The sequence below is a fragment of the Nocardia sp. NPDC102475 genome (assembly GCF_055584605.1).
In genome coordinates this window covers 73,981-93,889 of record NZ_JBVJLS010000006.1, presented here as the reverse complement: position 1 = coordinate 93,889, position 19,909 = coordinate 73,981, and the positions used below count along the sequence as shown (strand labels likewise).

Genomic DNA, 19,909 nt, shown 5'->3' with positions numbered 1-19,909 from the left:
GCAACCAGGACCTAGACAATCGTTATCACAAGGATTCTTGTGGGAGTTAGGACAAATGTTGGGTGCTGATGTTTCCAGGGCGCGGAGTCGATCAGGAACCTTCCCGCCTCTGATCTAGCCAGTAGTCGAGGTTGTTGCGGGTAATGACGGTGTCGGGGTGGTCGGGACCGAGGACCCGCAACCGGTCGGTCAGCAACCGCTCGAATTCAGTGATCGCTCCGCCGATATCACCGCTCTCACCGCGCCAGTAGGCGAGGTTGTTGCGGGTAATGAGGGTGCCGGGGTGGTCGGGACCGAGGACCCGCAACCGGTCGGTCAGCAACCGCTCGAATTCGGTGATCGCTGCGGCGATCTCACCGGTCTCACCGCGCTTGTTGGCGAGGTTGTTGCGGGTGGTGAGGGTGACGGGGTGGTCGGGGCCGAGGACCCGCAACTGGTCGGTGAGTAATCGCTCGTATTCGGTGATCGCTGCGGCGATCTCACCGGTCTCACCGCGCCAGTAGGCGAGGTTGTTACGGGTGGTGAGGGTGTCGGGGTGGTCGGGACCGAGGACGCGCAACCGGTCGGTCAGCAACCGCTCGTATTCGGTGAGCACTCCGGCGGTATCACCGCTCTGGCCGCGTAAACGGGCGAGGTTGCTGCGGGTGTTGAGGGTGTTGGGGTGGTCGGGCCCGAGGACCCGCAGATCGTCGGTCAGCAACCGCTCGAGTTCGGTGATCGCTCCGCCGATATCGCCACTCTCACCGCGCCGGTTGGCGAGGTTGTTGCGGGTAATCAGGGTGTCGGGGTGGTCTGGACCGAGGACCCGCAGATCGTCGGTCAGCAACCGCTCGTATTCGGTGATCGCTTCGGCGGTATCACCACTGTCACCGCGCGCGCGGGCGAGGATGCCGCGGGTGGTGAGGGTGTCGCGGTGGTCTGGACCGAGGACCCGCAGATTGTCGGCTAGTAACCGCTCGAGTTCGGTGATCGCTTCGGCGGTATCACCACTGTCACCGCGCGCGCGGGCGAGGATGCTGCGGGTGGTGAGGGTGTCGCGGTGGTCTGGACCGAGGACCCGCAGATTGTCGGCTAGTAACCGCTCGAGTTCGGTGATCGCTCCGCCGATATCGCCGCTCGCACTGCGCCAGTGGGCGAGGGTGCTGCGAGCGTTGAGGGTGTCGGGGTGGTCGGGTCCGAGTGTTTGGTCGATCAGAGGCAGCCAGGACGCCCAGGTGTCGCGGTTATCAGCCGGGCGAGGGGTGTCGAAGTCGGCGAGTAGTTTTAGGGCGGCGGCGGATTCGCCGCACGCGAGGTAGTGGCGTACACCGGATCCGCGGGCGTAGGCGGTGCTGCGGTCACCGGTGACGGTCTCCAGCGCTGTGGTGATCGCTCGGTGCGCGTCGATCGAGACCGTGCCCAGTCGGTCGGCTTCGGTTCCGATCGGGGTGAGGAATTCCTCGTGGGCAAGCCCGAGCAGTTCCCGCGAGGTCCCGGGATTTCCTCGGCTGATCAACATCCCCAGCGCGACCACACTGTCACGCAGGCCACCAGCGGTCACCGAATGACCGAGTGCGGACAGCGCGGCGTGCAGGAGTTCGACCGGCAACACAGGACCGGATGCAGCTACGGCGAGCACGGCCAGCAGGGCTGGGATCGGCCGCGATGTTGCGGGGTCGGTGGTGTGCAGGGCGTGGTGGATACGTTTGCCGACCAGCCTGGCCACGCTGATGCCGCCACGGATTTCGAGTGCGTCGCCGCTGTCGAGTTCGGTCAGCAACCGGGCCAGCAGCCACCCACCCACATCGGACTGCACCTGCAACCGGGTGATCCACCGCTGCCAGTCATAAACGGTAGTGTCGGGGAGTCCTCGACTCGCGGCCTCGTGAGCCGAGTCCACGACCTCGGCGATCTCCTGCAGAGTCGGGGGCGGGATCCGAACACGATGCATCCCGGAAAACAACGAATGATCCTCGAGACCTGTGCCCTCCCGGATACCCACAATCAGCTTCACATGCTCGAGTTCGTCGGTCTCGACCAGTTTCGCCAGCCCGGCCAGGATCAGGTCACGGGTACCGGATTCGGCCTGATCGAGACCGTCGACAACGATATTGATCGGCTGCCACCGAGTTCGGATCCGTGCCAATGGTTCCAGGACCATCGACTCGAAAACATCGACCTCCGAATGATCCTCACTACGTGTCGCAGCGGCCGCGACCGCGTCGATGAATCCGTCGACGCGGCGACACAGCTGCTCCGATAGCTCGACCGCGAGTGATTCCAGGGAGGTAGCAGTCGAGACGAACGCGGCGGCGGCCACATAGTCGGCGCTGAACCATGCCTTCCCGAGCAATCCCGGACGAATCAGCAGCGAGACGAGTGTCGATTTGCCGCAACCTGCGGGGCCGATCAACCCGCGCAGGCGACTACCGGTGTCACCGACGACCTCAAAGACCCTCTGCCGCAACGAATCGGTCAGGACCACACCATTGGTGAGCTGATCCACCAACCCAGCCGTCGAACGTCCCCGCACAGCGTCGTCGCTGCGGGCGACGTTCGGAACCAGCCACAAACCCGGATCTCCACCATGGGCCACACCCCAGTGCCCAGGCACCTGACGCGGACATCCCAACGCCAACGGATCCAACAGATCCACCGGCAGCAAATTCTCGCCACGCGCGGGTAGTCCGTGTTCGAACACTGACAGTGCGGTGCGGGTGAAACAGCCGTCATAGGCGTTCTCGCGGCCCGTCGCTACCAGCAACTCGATCCGCTTGGCCGCCAACGCGGTTCGGTCGGTCAGCCGCCGCGAAGCACCGCTCAGGCCCTCCTGGGTTTCGCAGGCGTCGACCATCACGATCAGCCCATCCACCGGATGACGGTCCATCTGCTCGCTGAGCACCTGCACCAAGTGCAATGCCGAATCGGACTCGGGCACGGCAGGTGAATCGTGTGCCAGCAGAAAGAAGTTCCCGTCGCCGGTCACCGCACCATGACCGATGAAACTGATCAGCAACGCAGCCTGCTGCTCCGAGGCCGCCGTGAACGCGGCCTTGACCGCCGAAACCAGCTCCGCAGCAGTCGGACTCAGCAGCGCACCACCCGAACTCGTTGCTGATTCCCAACCCCCCAACACACTCAAACGGTCAGAAAAGTCACTCGCCAACCGATCCGCAAACCCCAACCGACGCAACGCCGCACACTCCGAGCCCACCACAAGTGCCAGCCTGCCTCCCACCCCGCGAACATACCCCGCACACTGACACCACCGATGAAGAACCCGACACCCACCCAGCAGTGCCCCAGATCCAACCCAACGGGCGAGTGTCCATCCGATCAATCGATGCCCTGACTCGAATCCTGTACGAGGCCACGATCCGACATCGAGTGAATAGTGCAGGGTGCCAATACCTACACTCCACCGGTTACATAGCGCCCCGCACACAACGTGACAGCGTGCGGGCAGGCTAGCCGTTCATCGGGGTCGCGATCCGCTCCGCACGCAACGGCGCGCTCGCCGACCTCGCCTCCGACCGCCCGGCTCCCATCCTCGCCGATCTGCTCGACATCCACCTGACCACCGCGATCCGCTGGAGCAAGAACGCGCGCCGCGACTGGACCGGCTACCTCGCCGCCCGCGATGCCGAACAACAGGGCAAGCCCGATCAACCGAGCGCACGGCCCAAATACCGTCCCTGTGCCAGTTAAACGAGTACTGGCTCGCCACGATTCGGCTGGTCAGAAGGGGTATCAGTGGGCTCGCCGGCGCCCCGTCCGGGTCTTTTGCTCCCGAAGGCATCGGCTGCCGCGGATCCATCCGATCGCCGCCGGCAGGGCTGGTCCGCCCGCGCTATTCGCAGACCTGGTGGGAGAACCCGAATTCAACGGTGACGGCCGCCTGTGCCGGGGCGAATCGGTTGTGCGGTATGCCGGGGGTGAAGGCGAAGACCGAGACGTCCTCGTTCTGGCGATCCAGCCACCAGCCCGAGGTGCGGCAGGCGCGCCACCGCGTACCGCTCCAGTCGGCGAGCCTTTCCTCCCCCGCAGAACCGAACGTCCAGCCGCCGGAATCACCCAGATGAGCGAGCAAGCGGCCGGCCACCTGATCATCGGGCGTGCCGTCGACCGCGGCGATGGCGAAGGTGCGATCGCAGAAGCCGCCCGCGTCGGAGTCCCCGCAGCTGGTCGTGTCGTCGACGACCGTCAGGCCGGCGGGCAGGGGCAGCAGCAGTTCGGCGTCGGGGGTCGCGACGGCCTTGCCTCCGTAGGCTGGGGCGCTCGCGAAGACGCCGAGGTCGCCCAGCACGAAGAACAGCAGCACGAACAGGGTCAGTACGCCGTACAGCCCGCCGAGCACCCGGGCGATCCACTGCCGTACCCCGCCACCGTCGGTATCGGCCCAGTCCCAGATCAGTCCCGCCAGCAGCACCACGACACCGGCGGCGATCATCAGCACCTCGAGACTGTGCTGATAGTGGCGCACTCGCCAGCCCCCGAACGCCACACCCAGCTCGGCCACGGTCAGCACCGCCAACACCGCACCCACGCGCCACCGGGTGCGGGGCGCTCGCGCCGCGAGCAGCCAGCAAGCCAACGGCACCAACAAGATCAGCCGAAACACGTCGCCAGTCTAAGGAGGCTGCGCCGGTGACCATCCGGTTTCGATGTTGTGTCCGCCGAAGGTCAGTCGGTCGACGATCGAGGCGCAGAGCCGCGCGGATGTCCAGCGTCATCGAGCGACGCCTTCTTGTGAACTAATGGGCGTGTTCGTGCGGGAGGCCGTGCTGGTGCCCGGCACGGGCGAAACCGGCCCCACCGCGGACCCGATCGGCAGGGCTGCTGCGCCCGATCGGTGACGGGCTCACGGCCCGCTACGGCGTCGCCGGGTGTTGCCCTTACGGCGTGTTCGTTGTGGACGGTGGTGTGGGCCGCGATGTCAGCCATTGCTGGTAGGTCTGGTGCCGGAACTGGTACGCCTCTCCGGTCACTCGGAGTAATCCGGCATCGCGTGCCCACGCCAGGAACGGTCCTGGTCGCCACGAAAAGGTCGAGTCGACCGCGAATACCAGCTTCGCGCACAGGTATCGCACGCTCGCGGGTGAAATGAAAAGTCCGACAAGGAGAACGGTCGTCAGTGTGTACGGGAGCAGTCGTATCAGACCTGCGGCGGGTGTGTGCACCACCACCATGTACATGAGTGCGGTCGTGAGCGTGAGGAACACCCCGATCACCGATGCGAGAACGATCCCGACTCGGGCGTCGTCACGGATAACCCGCCGTTCGTCGAGCGCGAGCCGCTCACGCGGAGGCCAAAATGCAAGCCGAACCATGATGCCGATGACGAGCCACATTCCGAGCACGATGGTGAACCCGGCTACAAACCCGCTGTCCGATCCCATCGTGTACCCGACAACGAGCCCGATCGACACCCCGAATGCGATGCCGGCCACCAGGCCGATCCCTAGTGGCGCGAGCCAGCTGCGGAGCTCGGTCGGACCGAAGAGGTGCGACACCGTCCGCCGGGCCGGAGTACCGGTACGCAGTCCACTGGCAACTCCGACGAGAAACCCTTCTGCAAACAACAACGGACCCGCGAGAACCGTGCCGACCGGGAGATCCCGCGCTACCGCGCCCGATATGGTGAATATTGTTCCCAAAACAAGCCCAGCCAGCAGGGCATGCGCTAAGCGGCACCGATTACTCGCGAGCCGCCAGACCTCATCCAACGCGATGTCGTTGCCGTGGCGGTCGTGGGGCTCTCGCGGATCGCAGTGCCGCGCAAGGTTGTGCAACCATCGGTGGATCTCCGGCGGGCTGTATTGCCGTTTCTGGCCTTCACGTGACAATCCGGCCACCGCGGCTGGGATCAGCGCCGAGAACAGCACCTCCTGGACCGCCTCGAGGTTGCCCGCCCCGGCCAACTGGTCGGCACCCGCCTGGCGATGTTCGCGCAGGTAAGCCGTCGACAGCGTCAACATCCATGGGGTCCGCAGAGCATCGGCAAGCACGCCAATGGGCTCGGCCCGCAGGCGATCGGCCACTGGTGACCATTGGTTTCCATCGATGCCTTCGATCTCCCGGCAATGCTTCAAATACTCGACGATCTCCGGTGTTGTCAGGGGCCGCAGCGTGACCGCGGTAGCGGCATGAAGTCCCGCATCACCTCCGAGACGTAGTTCGCGGGCTCGCTCATATGTTTCGGTACGGCTCATCACGATCACCGGCCGTGATCGCCACGGTGACTCATTCAGTTGGTCGAGCCCAGCCCTGGCCCGCGCAGGTGGTTCATCAATCGGATCCAACTCATCGAGCCCATCCAGAACCGGCAGGATCCGTCCCGACTCGACAAGGGCGCGAGCGACTTTCGGCGCCAAGTGATAGTCCATTGCGAGCACCCCCGCCAGGCAGTCGGTGAAGCTCTTGGTCGTCGTTTCCCAACTCGACGCGTTTACCCGCACCGGAACTGATGGCGGTCTGCCTTCATGGCTATCACGGTGTTGGAGAATGTCCAGCAGCAAATGCATCGCGGTCACCGTCTTACCCGCGCCTGCGCCGCCGAGCACGACGAACCGCCCGGTGCTCAGTCCTCGGTAATACTCACCGACCTCGGACAATGCGCCGAACTCTTGCCCGCCCGCGCCACGAACCCGGATCAGCGCATCGAAGGAAACCTCGATGCCGGCACCCGGGACCACCCCCAACTGCTCGAGTCGCCTCGACTCGGTTCGCCGTACCAGGTCCGCTAGATCATCGGCATGCGCCGTCAGCGCTGTCCTGGTGGTATCCGGATGCAGCCACCGCCACAGCTTCAACCCACTCGATACCGCGGCCGGAGCGACTTTCGCCGCTGCCGCAAGCTCCCCACCAGACATGCACCGCATTATCGCCGAACTTCGCTCCCCGTGCGAACGAAAGCGACTTTACACCAATGGATTTCAGCTCAGTCTCAGGAATAAGACAGTAGGTAGAAGGTTCATGCGCATGCTCACGAGGGTCGCTCACGTTGCCGCGCCCACCATTCCGATATGCATGGGCGGACCCGCATCGGTCCCAGTCCTGGCCGCTGCCGTTCCCGCAGACCTGTGGGCACCACCTGTCGGCCGTGGACGATCCGGTACCTCGTCGACCCCGCGCACAACAGATCGATCCTCGAACGTTGAGGCCGATAGGCAGTCACCGACGAGGTGGCCGGTGGACCCAGACAGCCGACAATCGGTCATGTCCGGAATGTCGATGGCAGAGTCGATAAACAGCCTTGGGAATAGTGCACGAATGGAATATTGCCCTGCGCCAGCTACATAGACCGACACGCCAGCCGTTGTGTGAACCGTCATTGAACAGGACAGTCCGTCACTGGTCAGGACAGTGGAAAGTTCAGTGGACTGTCAGGATCAGTCCACACAGGTCAGGGAGATATGGCTCTGACGGGCTGCCCCGGGCCGGACCGCAGAAGATCCTCGGCACTCGTCAGAAAGCCGGCACGACGGTGACGGTTGAACCAGACTGTTGCGGTGGCGAGGACATCGAAGGGGTACCGGCGCGCGGCGGTATGTATCGGCGTGGATCGCGTGGGCGGCCTACCTCCTCTCAAGGCGGCCGCCTCCGGGGCGGCGAATATCGCGGATTGGGCACGAAAGCAAGGCTGTGATGTCATGGTCCACACCGACCACGCGGACGGGTCGGTGGTCAACCGCCGGGATATCCTCGACTCAGTCCGCGACTTGGTGGATCGGCGGATCTATGACCAGCTGATCGTCTACTTCGCCGGGCACGGTCTGCTCATGGCACCGGGTGCGGAGGTCTGGCTGCTCTCCGATGCGGCCGCCGACAGCACCGAGGCGGTCAATGCGCTACTCACCGCCGAGCACGCGCGACGCGCAGGCATACCCCATGTGGCACTTATCTCCGACGCGTGTCGAACATATGTGAATGGGCCCCCGTTCTATGGGCTGAGCGGCGGCAGTATCTTCCCATCGCCTGCCGGTGGCCATGACAGCGCGGACCTCGACATCTATTTCGGCACTGCGCCAGGAAACCCGGCCTACGAGATAAAGGCCGAATCGCAGCCAGGCTACGGGGTTTTCACTCGATGTCTGCTCGATATCCTGACACAGCCACCCCACGACATCATCGAGTACGTCGATCCTGGCCCATATTCCGCGATCAAAACCATGTCGGACGAGGCCTTTCCCGTGGTGACCTCACGTAAGTTGAAGCCACCGCTGATCGAGGCGGTTGCCGAGCACGCCGCCCGGATAGACCCGCTCCTGGACCAACGTCCCGAGATTCGTGTCGAAACGGTCCTACCCCGTTTCTTCGCCACGGTCGAGGCCGCCCAACCCTGGAACGAATCTGTGCAGGGCACGAAAAGCACGCCGACCACGCGCGGAATCAACGCCACAGCCGCAGCCTGGCGCACCCGCATCGCGTCAGGAATCAGGAGTCGGCGTTCGGTCAGCCAGTCCAAAATCCCGGACTCTGAGGTCCGAATCCTGCAACTCGCCGACAGCCTGCAAGCAGACTGGGATGGCTCGGATTCGGAGCGTCCCGATTCTGCGTGGATCGTCGTGCGGGGCGCGAAGATTCACGAGGTTACCGCTGTCGGATGGGAGATCGCCGATCAACAACAGCACGGGCGCGACGTTCATCGGTACCAGTTGATTCCGGCGGGCACGCACGCGTTCGCAGGCACCAGTGCAGTACTTCAGTTTCGCGACGGAACCGGAACCCTCGTCGCCATCGTCCCCGGATCGACGGCCACCGTCATAGTGAACGACGGCCGCGTCGCAGCTATGGACTACCGAACCAGTTTCCGTGCCGACTTCGGGTATCCGCGCGACGACGACAGGCGCCGTTTGGCAGAACTGGCCAGAGTTATCGACGCTGCACAAAACGGTGACTTGGCACCTGCGCTCAATGCATTTGTGGACGTTCGGTTTCGCGGGACGTCTGAGCCCTTCCAAACCGCCTACATGGTTCCGGTGACATTACAAGCCTACGGTGCCGCCGAACGAGGGCGGGACGTGGCGGACCTGTTCTACGACTCCGTCTACGATCGCGTGCTGACCTTCGACCTTGCACTGTTGGCCAGTCGGTCATCGACCACATCGGCTGGCATCGTTCGCGAGGTCGACGCCGCCTTCGCGGAGGACATCGTTCTTCCGTTCGCGCCGCTGATGACCAGAGGCTGGCTGCTCCTCGGGGACAACCCGACTCCAGCGCGCGAGTATCACGCGCTGCTGGCGCGCCATCTCGTGCCGGCGCTCTGGACCACCCTCGACGCCGGTGGCGTCGATATCGCGCTCGACGTGCTGTTCGAAGGAGAAGACCGATGAGGCTCGTCTTGGTCCACGGCCGAGCACAGCAGCGCAAGGATCCCGTTGTGCTACACCGAGAGTGGACCGACGCGCTTGGTGTCGGCTTCGACCGTGCCGGGGTAGACAACCCCATCACCGAGGTTGCCTTCGCTTACTATGGTGACCTGCTCGCCGACCTGGTCGACCGTGTCGAGCGCGACCTGCCGGGCGAAATCGCCGCCCGCGGACCCGGCAGTGGCCCGCCCAATTACGCGCTGACCCAGCGCGCCATCCTCGCCGATCTGGTGGCGGGAGCTGGGATCACCGAGGAACAGGTCACCGCCGAACTCGGTGATGTCCTTACCCGCGACCCGCAGAATTGGGGTTGGGTACTCGCGGCCGTGCGTGCCCTGTCCCGTATTCCGGGGCTGGACGGCCGAGTGATCGACACATGGCTTCGGGACGTGTCGCTGTATGTGACGAACGCGGCAGTGCAGCGCGCGGTGGACCGGGTAGTGACCGCCGAACTCGACGCGAACCCTTTCGTCTTGGTCGCGCACTCACTCGGAACAGTGGTCTCCTACAACGTGCTCCGCTCACCCGAGAGCAATGCGCCGTGTCGCGGCATCGTCACCCTCGGTTCCCCGCTGGGCATCGCCGCGATCCGTAACCGGCTCCGAAGCCCCATTACCTACCCACCCGACCTCGCGAGCTGGTTCAACGCCTACGACAGAGCCGACATCGTGGCCTTGCGTCCCCTCGACAACAACTTCTTTCCTACCAACCCGCCGATCGAAAACCACGCCGGCGTAGCCAATTTCACCCACAACCGCCACGGCATCGCTGGCTACTTGGCCGACCCGAAGGTGGCGGCCAGAATCGCCCGACTGCTCCGCTGACCGGCGCCCCATCGGGTCGGTCAATTTCCCTCGCTCTGGCGCGGCAGCTGCTGCGCCAATTTACTGGCCTGTTGGGTGACGGACTTCGAGGCTCGTTACTTCCCGCTTCTACGGCACCGACGGCATCGGTGATCGCGGTCGGGGTGTCCGGGACGTGGTGGGCGATCACGTCATCGCCTGCGGTGAACCGGTACACGACTCCGCTGGTGATGCCGTTGTCGTAGCCGTCGAGCTCATCGATCTCGACCGCGACACGGTGACCGTCGTGGGTTGTCAGCTCGGGCGACAGTGTCGCGTGCGGTCCGGTGATCGCTTGCGCGCGTTGCCACGCGAGGGCGTATTCGGCGAGGGTGCCGCACACCACCTCGTCGTTTTCCTGGTATGTGTAGCGGGGACCTAGGCTTCGGATCGCGGTGGCCACGATGTCGCCGGTCTTTTCCGTGCTCGCCGTGTCTTGTTTCCATGCCTGGTATGCCGCAGCGATTTCCGGGTGGCGCTGGCAGAGCGTGTCGGTAGCTCGACAAGCCGGGTGCGCGGAATCGCTCATCTCATACGTCGAGTCGGGCCGCCGCCAGCTCCACCCCTGGCTGGCCAGCCACCTCGACCGCATCTATCAGACCGGCGGAGTCATCGCCGCCCTCACCCACAGCCCAGCGCCGCCCAGTGCCCCGGTCCTGGCGCCGCTCGGCGATACCCCTGGTGGTGGATCTGCCAGAAGGAGGTGCCGCGATGCCGCTGTCGCGGCGCGACCTTTTGGTATCCCTGAGCGTGGGTATCGGCGGAGGGCATCTGCTGTCGCAATTCGACCAGGCACTCGGCGAGGTTGCACTCGGCGATGACAACCTGTCGAGCTTCGAGGATGCATATGCGGCGTTCCAGTCCTTCGCGCGGACCATGCCGCCACAGCGTCTGATCGACGCAATGACCGGCAAGGTCGCCGTTCTCGACGCACTGCGCCGACGCAGCAGCGGGCACCGACGCCACGCATACGGGCGCATGCAAGCCCGCTATGCCGAATCACTGAGCTGGCTCAGCGAGGAATCCGGTGATCTGGCCGCAGCTACATACTGGATCGACCGCGCCAGTCAGTGGGGATACACCGCGAATTGGCCCGAGATGTCGGCCTATGCCATCGTGCGCCGTTCGATGGTCGCGATCAGCTTCGCCAGCGACGGGCACCGAGCCGTCGACATCGCCAACGACGTCTTCGACACCAACGGTGCCTCACCGCGCATCCAAGGACTCGCCGCCAAACAAATGGCCTTCGGCTACGCCCTGACCGGCGACAAAGACGCCAGCGCTCGAGCACTGGATCGAGCCATGCAACTCCTCGCGAAACCCATGCGCGAGGGCGACGCGATCCTCGGGCAACGCAGCGTCGTCAGCGAAGACCTGTTCACCATCTTCAGCACCACCTGCGACATCTACCTTGGTCGCGGACAACGGGTCGTACCGATCCTCGAACCACGCCTGACACGGTTGTCGGAATCCTCAGCCCGATCCGCCACGATCACCCGAGCCAAACTGGCCCGCGCCTACGCCAATGTCGGCCAACCACACGAGGCCGCGCGCATCGCACACGCCGCGCTCGATGACATCGGCCGCATCGGGTCACAGTCGGCCCTCAGCGAACTACGCCGCGCCCTTCCGGTGATGCGTCAGTGGCACGGGCTAGGCGATGTCGGCGCAGTTATTCAGCGTCTTGGCGCTACCGCTTGAGCCGCGCTACCTCCAGAACCTGTTCGGTGACCTCACCGTTTGCTGCACGCAAAATCTTGTACGCGCCTGCGTCTTTCCGATCGCTGATTGCGGCCACCAGTTCGGTACCCGAAAAGTGCAGTCCGGCACCAGCATCGGTGGCATAGCAGTCGGTGAAGGTGCCCGACGCGATCAGCTGATGTGTCTGTTCACGCCGGGTGTCGTAATGCACGACATTGGCGGCAGGAAGAAATCCGAGGCCATCGTGGAACGGGCGCACGTCGCCGTACGAGTCGGTGGTGCCCCCGGTGAACCAGCACAAGGACCCCGCCGACTCCCCGCCGAGGACAACCCCGTGATCCCAGCACTTCCGGAGCACGCGGTCCAGACCATGTGCGCGCCACACAGCCAGCAGGTTCACGACACTGCCGCGATCAACCCAGATCACATCCTGGCCGAGCAGATGCGCAGACATGTCGGCGACGTTCGGCTTGTCGAACAAGCTCAGATGAGTTGTCTCCATATCAGATTCGGAGAATGCGGCGTAGAAGGCGTCGATGCTGGCTTGCCGGTCGCCAGTTCCGGTAGTTATGAAGCACAGTCGAGGACGGGCCGGTCGCCCGGCGAGTTCGAACGCATACCGGAATATCGGTGACGGCAACCACGGATCCCGCGCCCGATTGAAACCCATCGAGGTCGCCAGAATCGTAGGGTGATCTGCGGGCAAACCCACCTACCTATTCATCAAGGAACGAAGAGCATCGATATCGAGCGTAACAACATGGCGATGCGGGCCCATCGGGTGCTCAGGACATGGAGTCGAGGGGCGCGATATAGGTGAGACGTTGGCGGTTTGGTGCTGGGGTCCGCGTTCCAGTCGAAGTAGGTGGCGGTGGTCCCCATTTGACGAGGCTGGTCGAAAGTCAAAGCGCCGGAACCGAAGCCGACGAAATGCAAGTCGCCGCTGCTTCCGGCTTCCGCTGCTCGCGTCCCCGGCGGTGCGGGGCCGACCTTCCACATCGCTCTGTGGTGCGCGGCAAGGGCGGACCATCCCCACGCGCGTGGGGCCGACACAAATCTCGCCGATTGGCCGCCCTGCCCGCCAGGACCATCCCCACGCGTGTGGGGCCAACAGCAAGATCCGCATCATCGAATGGGGCTACACCGGACCATCCCCACGCGTGTGGGGCCGACGTCAAAGCCGCGGCATCACCTGACCGTGAGGGCGGACCATCCCCACGCGTGTGGGGCCGACACTTGTTGACCTGGTCCTATACACGTCTGGGTGGTGTTTTTCATTCAGTTTGGTCCTGGGTGGCAGTGAATCTGGGTTGTGTTGGTGGGGCGAGGGTGAGTAGGCCACATCCGTATGCCTTGGAGGGCCCGATGCCATGGGTGAGGTGACGGGCGAACAGTTGGATGTTGGTGATTTCGAGTTGGCCTTCGAAGGTTGCGGTGTGAATGACGACTGGGTGTGGGTTGTCAGGTTTGGGTTTGGTGAAGGAGTGGCGTTGTCGGGCGGTGATGCGTACTTCTTTTGCGGGGGTGGGTGTTTGGCTGTCGTGGTGGAGTCCGAGGGCATGGGTGTCGGTGGCGGCGTCGGGGATACGGAAGCCCCACCGCTGAGTGCGGTCGAGGAACCATTGAAGTTGGGCGGCAGCGGTACGGTGCCCGGTACGGATTGTGCGCTGGTCGCCGTCGGCGCGGCGTTGGGTTTGGCTTGGGGTGAGTTTGTCTGGGGTTCTGGTGTTTTGGACGGGGCTGGCGGTGATGCGAAAGGCGTAGTGGTCGCCGGTGTTGAGTCGGGTCAGTAGTGGGGTGTACTCGGCGACTTGGGCGTGGGGTCCGTCGGCTTCGGGCCAGCCGGCGGTTTCGGTGAGGTGGGTCCAGTCGGGTTTGCTGGGGGTGAGGACGTAGAGCTGGGGGCGGTGCGGGTTGTCGGTGTCGAGTCGCCAGAGGATGCGTTCGTCGAGTGGTTGTTCGGGGATTCCGTGTAGGACGGCGCTGCGCATGGCGCGGGGGTTGGCCAGCAGGTCGCGGCTGGCGCGGCGCAGGGGGTTGATGCGGATGCGTGACAGGTAGGTCATGGTTTCACCAGTCCAGCAGGGCGAACGGGTCATGGTCGGATAAGGTGCGTGCGTTGGGTGCGGGGTCGGGGTTGGTGATGCCGGTGGGCACGCGCACTGTCAGGTGGCGTACTCGGCGTTCGATGAAGCGGCGGTTGTGGGGATCGAAACTGAGTGGGACGTCGTGGCGGGTGTCGTTGCCGTTGTTGTCGTCGAGGGTGACCGGGAGGTCGATGTGGGCGGGGCGGTGCCCGGATCGGCGGATGCGGGCCTCGCGGGTGGGTTCGCTTGCGTGCCAGGGTTCGTGTTGCAGAGCGTGCAGTAGGGGCCCGCCAGTCAGATCATCTCGCGCGCCTACACTGACAGTGGTGACACCCTGGATTACACCTACGAACTCGGCAGCAACGTGCTGACCGTCTGGGGCGGGCCCAAGGGGTCGCCGGCGTTCTCGAGAGCCGAGTTCAACGCCGGACACACCGTCCTAATCGGAGCTTGGCAATGGCCTGGCGGCGGTTACTCCTTCACCATGACCAAACGCTGAACCAGTCACCAGCCAGTCAGTTAACAGGAACGCGAGCGCACCTCGGTCCCGCGCACTGGGATGCCCGCCGGGACCGCTGACAGGACGCAGTCATGCCGGGGATGCCCCGAGAGGTCAACGAGACACCCGGCGGGACGGGTGAGGTGTCTCCTGGGACTGCCGGGACGGGATAGGTGGCCATGGACGTACCTCGCGGAGAGTGTCGTCGAGAAAGGCGGGCGGCATGATGGCGAGACAGTGTTTTGTGCGTAGGGGCGAACGCACGGTTTGCGGCAGGAATGCCGCCCTGGGGTGGTTGTGATGCCCGCCCGGCGGGCCGGGTTTGGTGAATCACCGCCTGCTGTATGCGTTTTCGGTGTCGATGGCGGCGGCCGGGTCACCATCAGCGCGCAGTGGTAGGTCCAACATAGTCCTCTTGCGCACACCAATGATCGCTCGTTTGCAGCGTCCTGGGAACCCCCGTCGAAGCTGCATCGCCCTTGCGGCCAGGTCGTTTCGGTGGACCCTCGAGAGTCCACCGCGTGCAATGAAGGTGACTTCCATGGCAAATTCCGCAATGAAAGTCACCTTCATAGCAGCGGCACCGTCGTTACGGGATGAGGACCACTTTTCCGCTCGCGTGGCCGGTTTCACTCAGGTCGTGTGCCCGGCCGGCGTCGGCCAGCGCGAAGCTCGCGGCGACGCGCACGCCGAGCGTGCCGTCCGCGACGAGCTGGGTGTAGTCGGCGAGCTGTGTCCCGAACCGGCGGCTGTCGCCGGAGAACACGATGCCGAGGTCGAAGGCCCGCAGGTCGGTGATCGTCACGATCCGGTCGGTGCCGCCGCGCAGGTCGATCGACACGTCCAGGGCGTTCTGCCCGGCGACGTCGAAGACCGCGTCGATGCCGTGCGGCGCGAGGGCCCGGACCCGGTCGGCGAGGCCGTCGCCGTATGTGACCGGGTACGCGCCGAGGGAGCGCAGGTAGTCGTGGTTGCGCGGCGACGCGGTGCCGAGGACGGTGGCACCGCGGGCGACCGCGAGCTGGACGCCGAACGCGCCCACCACTCCCGCAGCGCCGTGCACCAGCAGCGTCTCTCCGGTGCTTACCCCGAGGGTGTCGAGCACGCGGTCCGCGGTCTCCAGGGCCACCGGCAGCGCAGCGGCGGTCTCCCAGCCGAGGCCGGCGGGCTTGAGTGCGAAGTCCTCGGCCAGGGCGTACTCGGCGTAGGAGCCGGTCACAGTGGGGGCTATCACCTCGTCGCCCACCGCGACACCGGTGACGCCCGCCCCGACCTCGTCGACCACGCCGGCCGCTTCCAGGCCGGGAATCGCGGGCAGGGACGTGGGTGCCATGTCCTGCATCCAGCCCCTGCGGATCTTGTAGTCCACCGGGTTGACGCCGACGGCCACGACTTTCAGCCGTACCTGTCCAGGTCCGGCGTGCGGCTCCTCGACGTCCTCCCGCCGCAGGACTTCCGGACCGCCGTATTCGGCGTAAACGATCGCCTTCATCTCTCACTCCTATGTTTTGGTTACAACTCCATGTTGAAGAAGGACTGGCTCCACTCTGGCCGGCCGTTCGGCCAGTTCGCCCTGGTCGAAAGGCCAGCCGGAACATGCGTCGCGCCGGGCTAGGCTCGGGGCCATGGACCTCATTTCGGCCGTCGAGGTGATCCGGGCGCCGCTGACCGAGACCCAGATGCGGCTGTCGGTGGCCCTCGCCGAGGCGATCCCTCATAGGACGCTCTCCCAACTGGCCGCCAACTGCCCGTTCGCGCCGTTCAAGACCTACGGCGAATCGCCCGGCGCGCCGGGGTCGTCCGTGAAGATTGCCGACCTCGCCGCGATCCGGTCGCTGGTACCCGCGCGGGGCACCTGGCAGGGACGGGCCACGATGGCGGGCGTCGAGGTGCCCGTGCTGGCCCTGTCCAGCGACGCCACCGAGCAGGGCGCGCTGCTTGTTCTTGTGCGGACAGAGGACATCCCGGTGCCGGAGGAGACACTGGCGCCCGCCCTGGCGGTGTGGGACATGGTGACCGCCCACCGGGAGGGCCTGCGGAATGAGGCCGCGCCCGAATGGCTGGCCGTGTCCCGGGCGGCCGCGGCGGCACGCGCCGTGGCCATCTCCGACCTCGGCGACGCGCACGGGGCCGCGCTGACCGCCCTGCTCGGCGTCCTGCGCGACCGTTCCCTGAGGGACGAGGATGCCCGGACCCGCGCCGTCGACCTCGCCGTCACCGCGCTGGTCGAGCTGCGTTCACGGGCCGAACTGGACCACACGATGGCCGAGGAGCGGGCTGGCGACGCGTTCGACCGGCTTGTCGAGTCGCTGAGCCGCGTCCTGCGTCCCCGCGGCGTGCTGCTGGAACTGGGCACGCCCGGCGCGGAGGAGGGAGCGGACTGGGTGCTTCCCGCCGACGTCGCCGCCACGGCCCGCGCGGTGGTCCGAGCCGTCGTGCACGCGATGCTGGAGGACCAGCGGCAGGTGCGGCGAATCCACGTCGGGTGGAAGATCGACGCGGCCGAACTGCGCGCCACCGTGCGGGATGACGGCTCCGGCGCGCTGTCCCGCAGCGCCCTCGACGCGCGTCGGGTCGGGGAACGGCTGGGTGCGCTGGGCGGGCGGCTGGAGGTGGATGCAGTGCCGGGCTGGGGCACGACGGTGACCGTCCAGGTCCCGCTCGGACCGCCGGACATCCCTCGCGAAGACCCGCTTACCGTGCTGGGCGCGCGGGAACTGGAAGTGCTGGGTCAGCTGGCCCGCGGCCGGCGCAACCGGGACATCGCCCGGGAACTGCACATCAGCGAGTCCACGGTGAAGTTCCACGTGGCGAAGATCCTGGAGAAACTGAGCGTAAGCTCACGCGGCGAAGCGGCCGCACTGGCCCACGAATGGGGTGCGGCCACCGGACGCCCTTAGATCAACAGAGCTAATCCGGCACCGGCAGGCCTCGGCTCGGATCTCCGCCGTCACCGTCCGTCAAGGTCGATTACGCCCGGCCCGATATCAGCGCCGCCAAGACTTTCGACACGTTCACCCGGCTCTGTCCCGGCCTGTCCGCTTTGGACGAATTCGCCGATCCGGACGACCGCGCCGCGCACGTGGGGCGAGGGCGAACTCCTGCAGGATGCCCGTACGTCCGAGCTCATCCACCCGGCCGCCGAGGTCGTGTCCTATTTGTCTCTCGGGCCACGCTCGAGCCTGGTGACGTCAACCTCACCGGCACCCCGGCCGGTGTCGGCCACAAATAGGGCCGTTTCGTGTGTCCGGGCAGCACCATTCGGATCGAGGCCGAGGACAGCGGCGCCCTGCGCCCCATCCTAAAGCGCCTCCCCTCTATCAAACGCTTGATTCTATACAGGCACTTGAGTACATTAATGGCGAGCATCAAAGACACGCAAATAGGTCGGCTGACCCGACGGCCGCATAGCCGCTCTGGAGGAGGAGATTGTGCGCGTTATCGCTATGGAAGAGGCTTTCTCGGTTCCTGGGGTGATCCAGCAGGAGGGCGCGATCCGGCAGGGTTTTGCGGTGCCCGGTCCGATGACAAAGGAGTGGTTCCGGCGCCTGGCCGATCTCACCGAGTTGCGGCTGGCGGACATGGACGCGAACGGCGTTGATGTGCAGGTCCTTTCGCTGGCCTCGCCCGGTCTCGAGGTGATCGACAATCCGGTGGAGGCCGTCGCCGCCGCGCGGCGCGTCAACGACTACCTAGCCAAGGCGGTCGCCGAGCACCCGACCCGGTTCGCGGGCTTCGCGGCCCTTCCGCTGCAGGACCCGAAGGCCGCGGTGGTGGAGCTGCGCCGGGCGGTGCAGGAGCTCGGATTCAAGGGCGTGCTGCACAACGACCACGTGCGAGGCCACTATCTGGATGAGCCGCGGTTCAGGCCGGTATGGGCGGAACTCGAGCGCCTGGACGTGACGCTGTATCTGCACCCGGCTGCGGTTCCGGCCGACAACTGGCGGGTCTTCGAAGGATATCCCGTGCTCGTCGGGCCGTCGTGGGGATGGACTGCGACAGTGGCCGCCCACGCGCTCCGGGTCGTCTACGGCGGCGTGTTCGACGAGTTTCCGGGCGCGTCGCTGACGTTGGGGCACATGGGGGAGCTGCTGCCGTTCCAGCTGGCCCGCCTCGACAGCCGCTTCGCGCAAGTGGAACCCGAGCATAGGATGCAGCGGCTGCCCTCGCACTACCTACGGAACAACGTGTATGTGACCACCAGTGGTGTCATGTCGCACGCCGCGCTGCTGGGAGCCACCCATGCCGTCGGGATCGACCGGGTGCTGTTCTCGATCGACTACCCGTTCGAGTCGAGCACCGAGGCGGTCGAGTTCCTGCGTACCGCGCCCTACTCTCCCGCCGACCTGGAGCGCATTGCCCACGGCAACGCAGAACGCGTCTTGCGGCTGTGACCGCCACACAGCTCTGTGCCCGGCACCAGCAATTGATCGGCACATCGATGCCGGTGGCTGTTGCGCGTTGCGTTCGGCAGCCAGCGGCAAATGTCAAATGTGTATCAACTGTTTGGCATAACTGAGAGGGTTGTAAGGTTGCGGCGTGACACGGGACGATGACGAGCCGATCGGTGCCGATGCGCCGAGCCGGTTGCTCTGGGCGCTGCGCCGGGCCGAACTGGCGGCGCGAGCCCGCAAGGAGCAGCGGCTGCGGCCCTTGGACATGGCGCCCGCGCACTATTCCCTGCTGATGTCGGTCCACGCCGAACCCGGTCTCACCGGCGCGGAGCTGGCCCGCCGCCTTGATGTCACACCGCAGGCCGTGGCGTCGTTGGTCACGAGGCTGGTCGACAAGGGGCAGTTGGAGCGACGGTCGCATCCTCGGCACCGGCACGTTCAGGAGTTGCATCTCACCGACACCGGCCGTGAGGCACTGAAGTCAGCGGACGACATGATCGCCTCGATCGAGCACCAGATCACAGAACGGCTGGGCCCTCGCGACACCGCGCGACTCACTGCGCTGCTCGACGAGGTAATCGACGCCGTCCACGACCCGAAGTCATAACAAGGCTCCGGCGCCGCTGCTGCGGGGTCGGCGAAGGACGGGCACACCAGGGTCATGAGCAGCGACAATGACCGGTTGAAGAAGCTGGGGACGCAGCCGCTGCTCGACTTCATCGCACGCGACCAGCACGTCTCCGCCGCGACTGCGGGTTGGTTGATCACCGCCACCCAGATCGGCTACGCGCAGGAATTCTGCTTGTCGTCCCGCTCGGTGACGTCCGCGACCGGCGCGGCTCATTCCGGTCATGCTGCTCCGCGCTGCCGCCGCGCTGGTGGCTTGCGCTGTGGCGCCGGCCTGAGTTGCTTCGCGCTCGCCGTATGGGCGCTACGGCCCGCTCGTCATCGCCACCGGCGTTCTCGGCAAACCGGCCCGATATCGGCTTGGTGTCCACAGCGAGTTTAAAGCGGTGAATCAGTATCAAGTGTTTGA

Annotated in this window: 16 protein-coding genes; 10 read left to right on the top strand and 6 right to left on the bottom strand. The window is 65.5% G+C overall.

Features of this window, described 5'->3' with window-relative positions; translation table 11 throughout:
- Positions 1–91 precede the first annotated feature (91 nt).
- From ACZ60G_RS13115 to ACZ60G_RS13105, 3 genes are all read right to left on the bottom strand, one after another.
- Entirely contained in the window at positions 92–3,115 is a 3,024-nt protein-coding gene (locus tag ACZ60G_RS13115) for a tetratricopeptide repeat protein (RefSeq protein WP_465810552.1), read from the bottom strand.
- A gap of 714 nt (positions 3,116–3,829) precedes the next feature.
- Positions 3,830–4,600 carry a hypothetical protein gene (locus ACZ60G_RS13110; protein WP_465810055.1) on the bottom strand — a complete coding sequence of 257 codons (771 nt, stop codon included), beginning with the start codon at positions 4,598–4,600 and terminating at the stop codon, positions 3,830–3,832.
- A gap of 274 nt (positions 4,601–4,874) precedes the next feature.
- A complete protein-coding gene (locus ACZ60G_RS13105) occupies positions 4,875–6,851 on the bottom strand; it encodes an NACHT domain-containing protein (protein ID WP_465810053.1) in 1,977 nt (658 codons plus the stop codon).
- Positions 6,852–7,490: 639 nt separating this feature from the next.
- Between ACZ60G_RS13105 and ACZ60G_RS13100 the strand changes: the two genes are divergently transcribed.
- The 4 genes from ACZ60G_RS13100 (at position 7,491) to ACZ60G_RS13085 (ending at position 11,893) form a co-directional block, all read left to right on the top strand.
- A complete protein-coding gene (locus ACZ60G_RS13100; protein WP_465810051.1) occupies positions 7,491–9,314 on the top strand; it encodes a caspase family protein in 1,824 nt (607 codons plus the stop codon).
- Positions 9,311–10,174, top strand: coding sequence for a lipase family protein (locus tag ACZ60G_RS13095; RefSeq protein WP_465810049.1), 864 nt, complete (start codon positions 9,311–9,313; stop codon positions 10,172–10,174). The genes ACZ60G_RS13100 and ACZ60G_RS13095 overlap by 4 nt, the downstream gene beginning before the upstream one ends.
- Before the next feature lie 154 nt (positions 10,175–10,328).
- Positions 10,329–10,574, top strand: coding sequence for a hypothetical protein (locus ACZ60G_RS13090; protein ID WP_465810047.1), 246 nt, complete (start codon positions 10,329–10,331; stop codon positions 10,572–10,574).
- 329 nt (positions 10,575–10,903) lie between these two features.
- Positions 10,904–11,893, top strand: coding sequence for a hypothetical protein (locus tag ACZ60G_RS13085; protein WP_465810045.1), 990 nt, complete (start codon positions 10,904–10,906; stop codon positions 11,891–11,893).
- On the opposite strand, the gene ACZ60G_RS13080 is transcribed toward ACZ60G_RS13085, so the two are convergent.
- Positions 11,883–12,563 (bottom strand): Type 1 glutamine amidotransferase-like domain-containing protein, encoded by a 681-nt coding sequence (locus tag ACZ60G_RS13080; RefSeq protein WP_465810043.1) that lies wholly within the window; start codon positions 12,561–12,563, stop codon positions 11,883–11,885. The two genes, ACZ60G_RS13085 and ACZ60G_RS13080, sit on opposite strands and share 11 nt — an antisense overlap.
- A 604-nt stretch (positions 12,564–13,167) precedes the next feature.
- Positions 13,168–13,959, bottom strand: a complete 792-nt coding sequence (gene cas6e / locus ACZ60G_RS13075) for a type I-E CRISPR-associated protein Cas6/Cse3/CasE (RefSeq protein ID WP_465810041.1) — start codon at positions 13,957–13,959, stop codon at positions 13,168–13,170.
- A gap of 136 nt (positions 13,960–14,095) precedes the next feature.
- On the opposite strand from cas6e, the gene ACZ60G_RS13070 reads away from it, so the two are divergent.
- Entirely contained in the window at positions 14,096–14,263 is a 168-nt protein-coding gene (locus tag ACZ60G_RS13070) for a hypothetical protein (protein WP_465810039.1), read from the top strand.
- A gap of 805 nt (positions 14,264–15,068) precedes the next feature.
- Here the strand turns inward: ACZ60G_RS13070 and ACZ60G_RS13065 are convergent.
- Positions 15,069–15,971, bottom strand: coding sequence for an NADP-dependent oxidoreductase (locus tag ACZ60G_RS13065; RefSeq protein ID WP_465810037.1), 903 nt, complete (start codon positions 15,969–15,971; stop codon positions 15,069–15,071).
- A gap of 133 nt (positions 15,972–16,104) precedes the next feature.
- On the opposite strand from ACZ60G_RS13065, the gene ACZ60G_RS13060 reads away from it, so the two are divergent.
- The 5 genes from ACZ60G_RS13060 to ACZ60G_RS13040 all read left to right on the top strand — a co-directional run bounded on the left by ACZ60G_RS13060 (position 16,105) and on the right by ACZ60G_RS13040 (position 19,882).
- Positions 16,105–17,379: a helix-turn-helix transcriptional regulator gene (locus ACZ60G_RS13060; RefSeq protein ID WP_465810035.1), complete on the top strand. Its 1,275-nt coding sequence runs from the start codon at positions 16,105–16,107 to the stop codon at positions 17,377–17,379.
- Between the two features lie 86 nt (positions 17,380–17,465).
- A complete protein-coding gene (locus tag ACZ60G_RS13055) occupies positions 17,466–17,711 on the top strand; it encodes a fumarylacetoacetate hydrolase family protein (protein WP_465810550.1) in 246 nt (81 codons plus the stop codon).
- Positions 17,712–17,925: 214 nt separating this feature from the next.
- Entirely contained in the window at positions 17,926–18,873 is a 948-nt protein-coding gene (locus ACZ60G_RS13050; RefSeq protein WP_465810033.1) for an amidohydrolase family protein, read from the top strand.
- A gap of 145 nt (positions 18,874–19,018) precedes the next feature.
- Positions 19,019–19,480, top strand: coding sequence for a MarR family winged helix-turn-helix transcriptional regulator (locus tag ACZ60G_RS13045; protein WP_465810031.1), 462 nt, complete (start codon positions 19,019–19,021; stop codon positions 19,478–19,480).
- A gap of 54 nt (positions 19,481–19,534) precedes the next feature.
- Positions 19,535–19,882: a hypothetical protein gene (locus ACZ60G_RS13040; RefSeq protein WP_465810029.1), complete on the top strand. Its 348-nt coding sequence runs from the start codon at positions 19,535–19,537 to the stop codon at positions 19,880–19,882.
- Positions 19,883–19,909 lie beyond the last annotated feature (27 nt).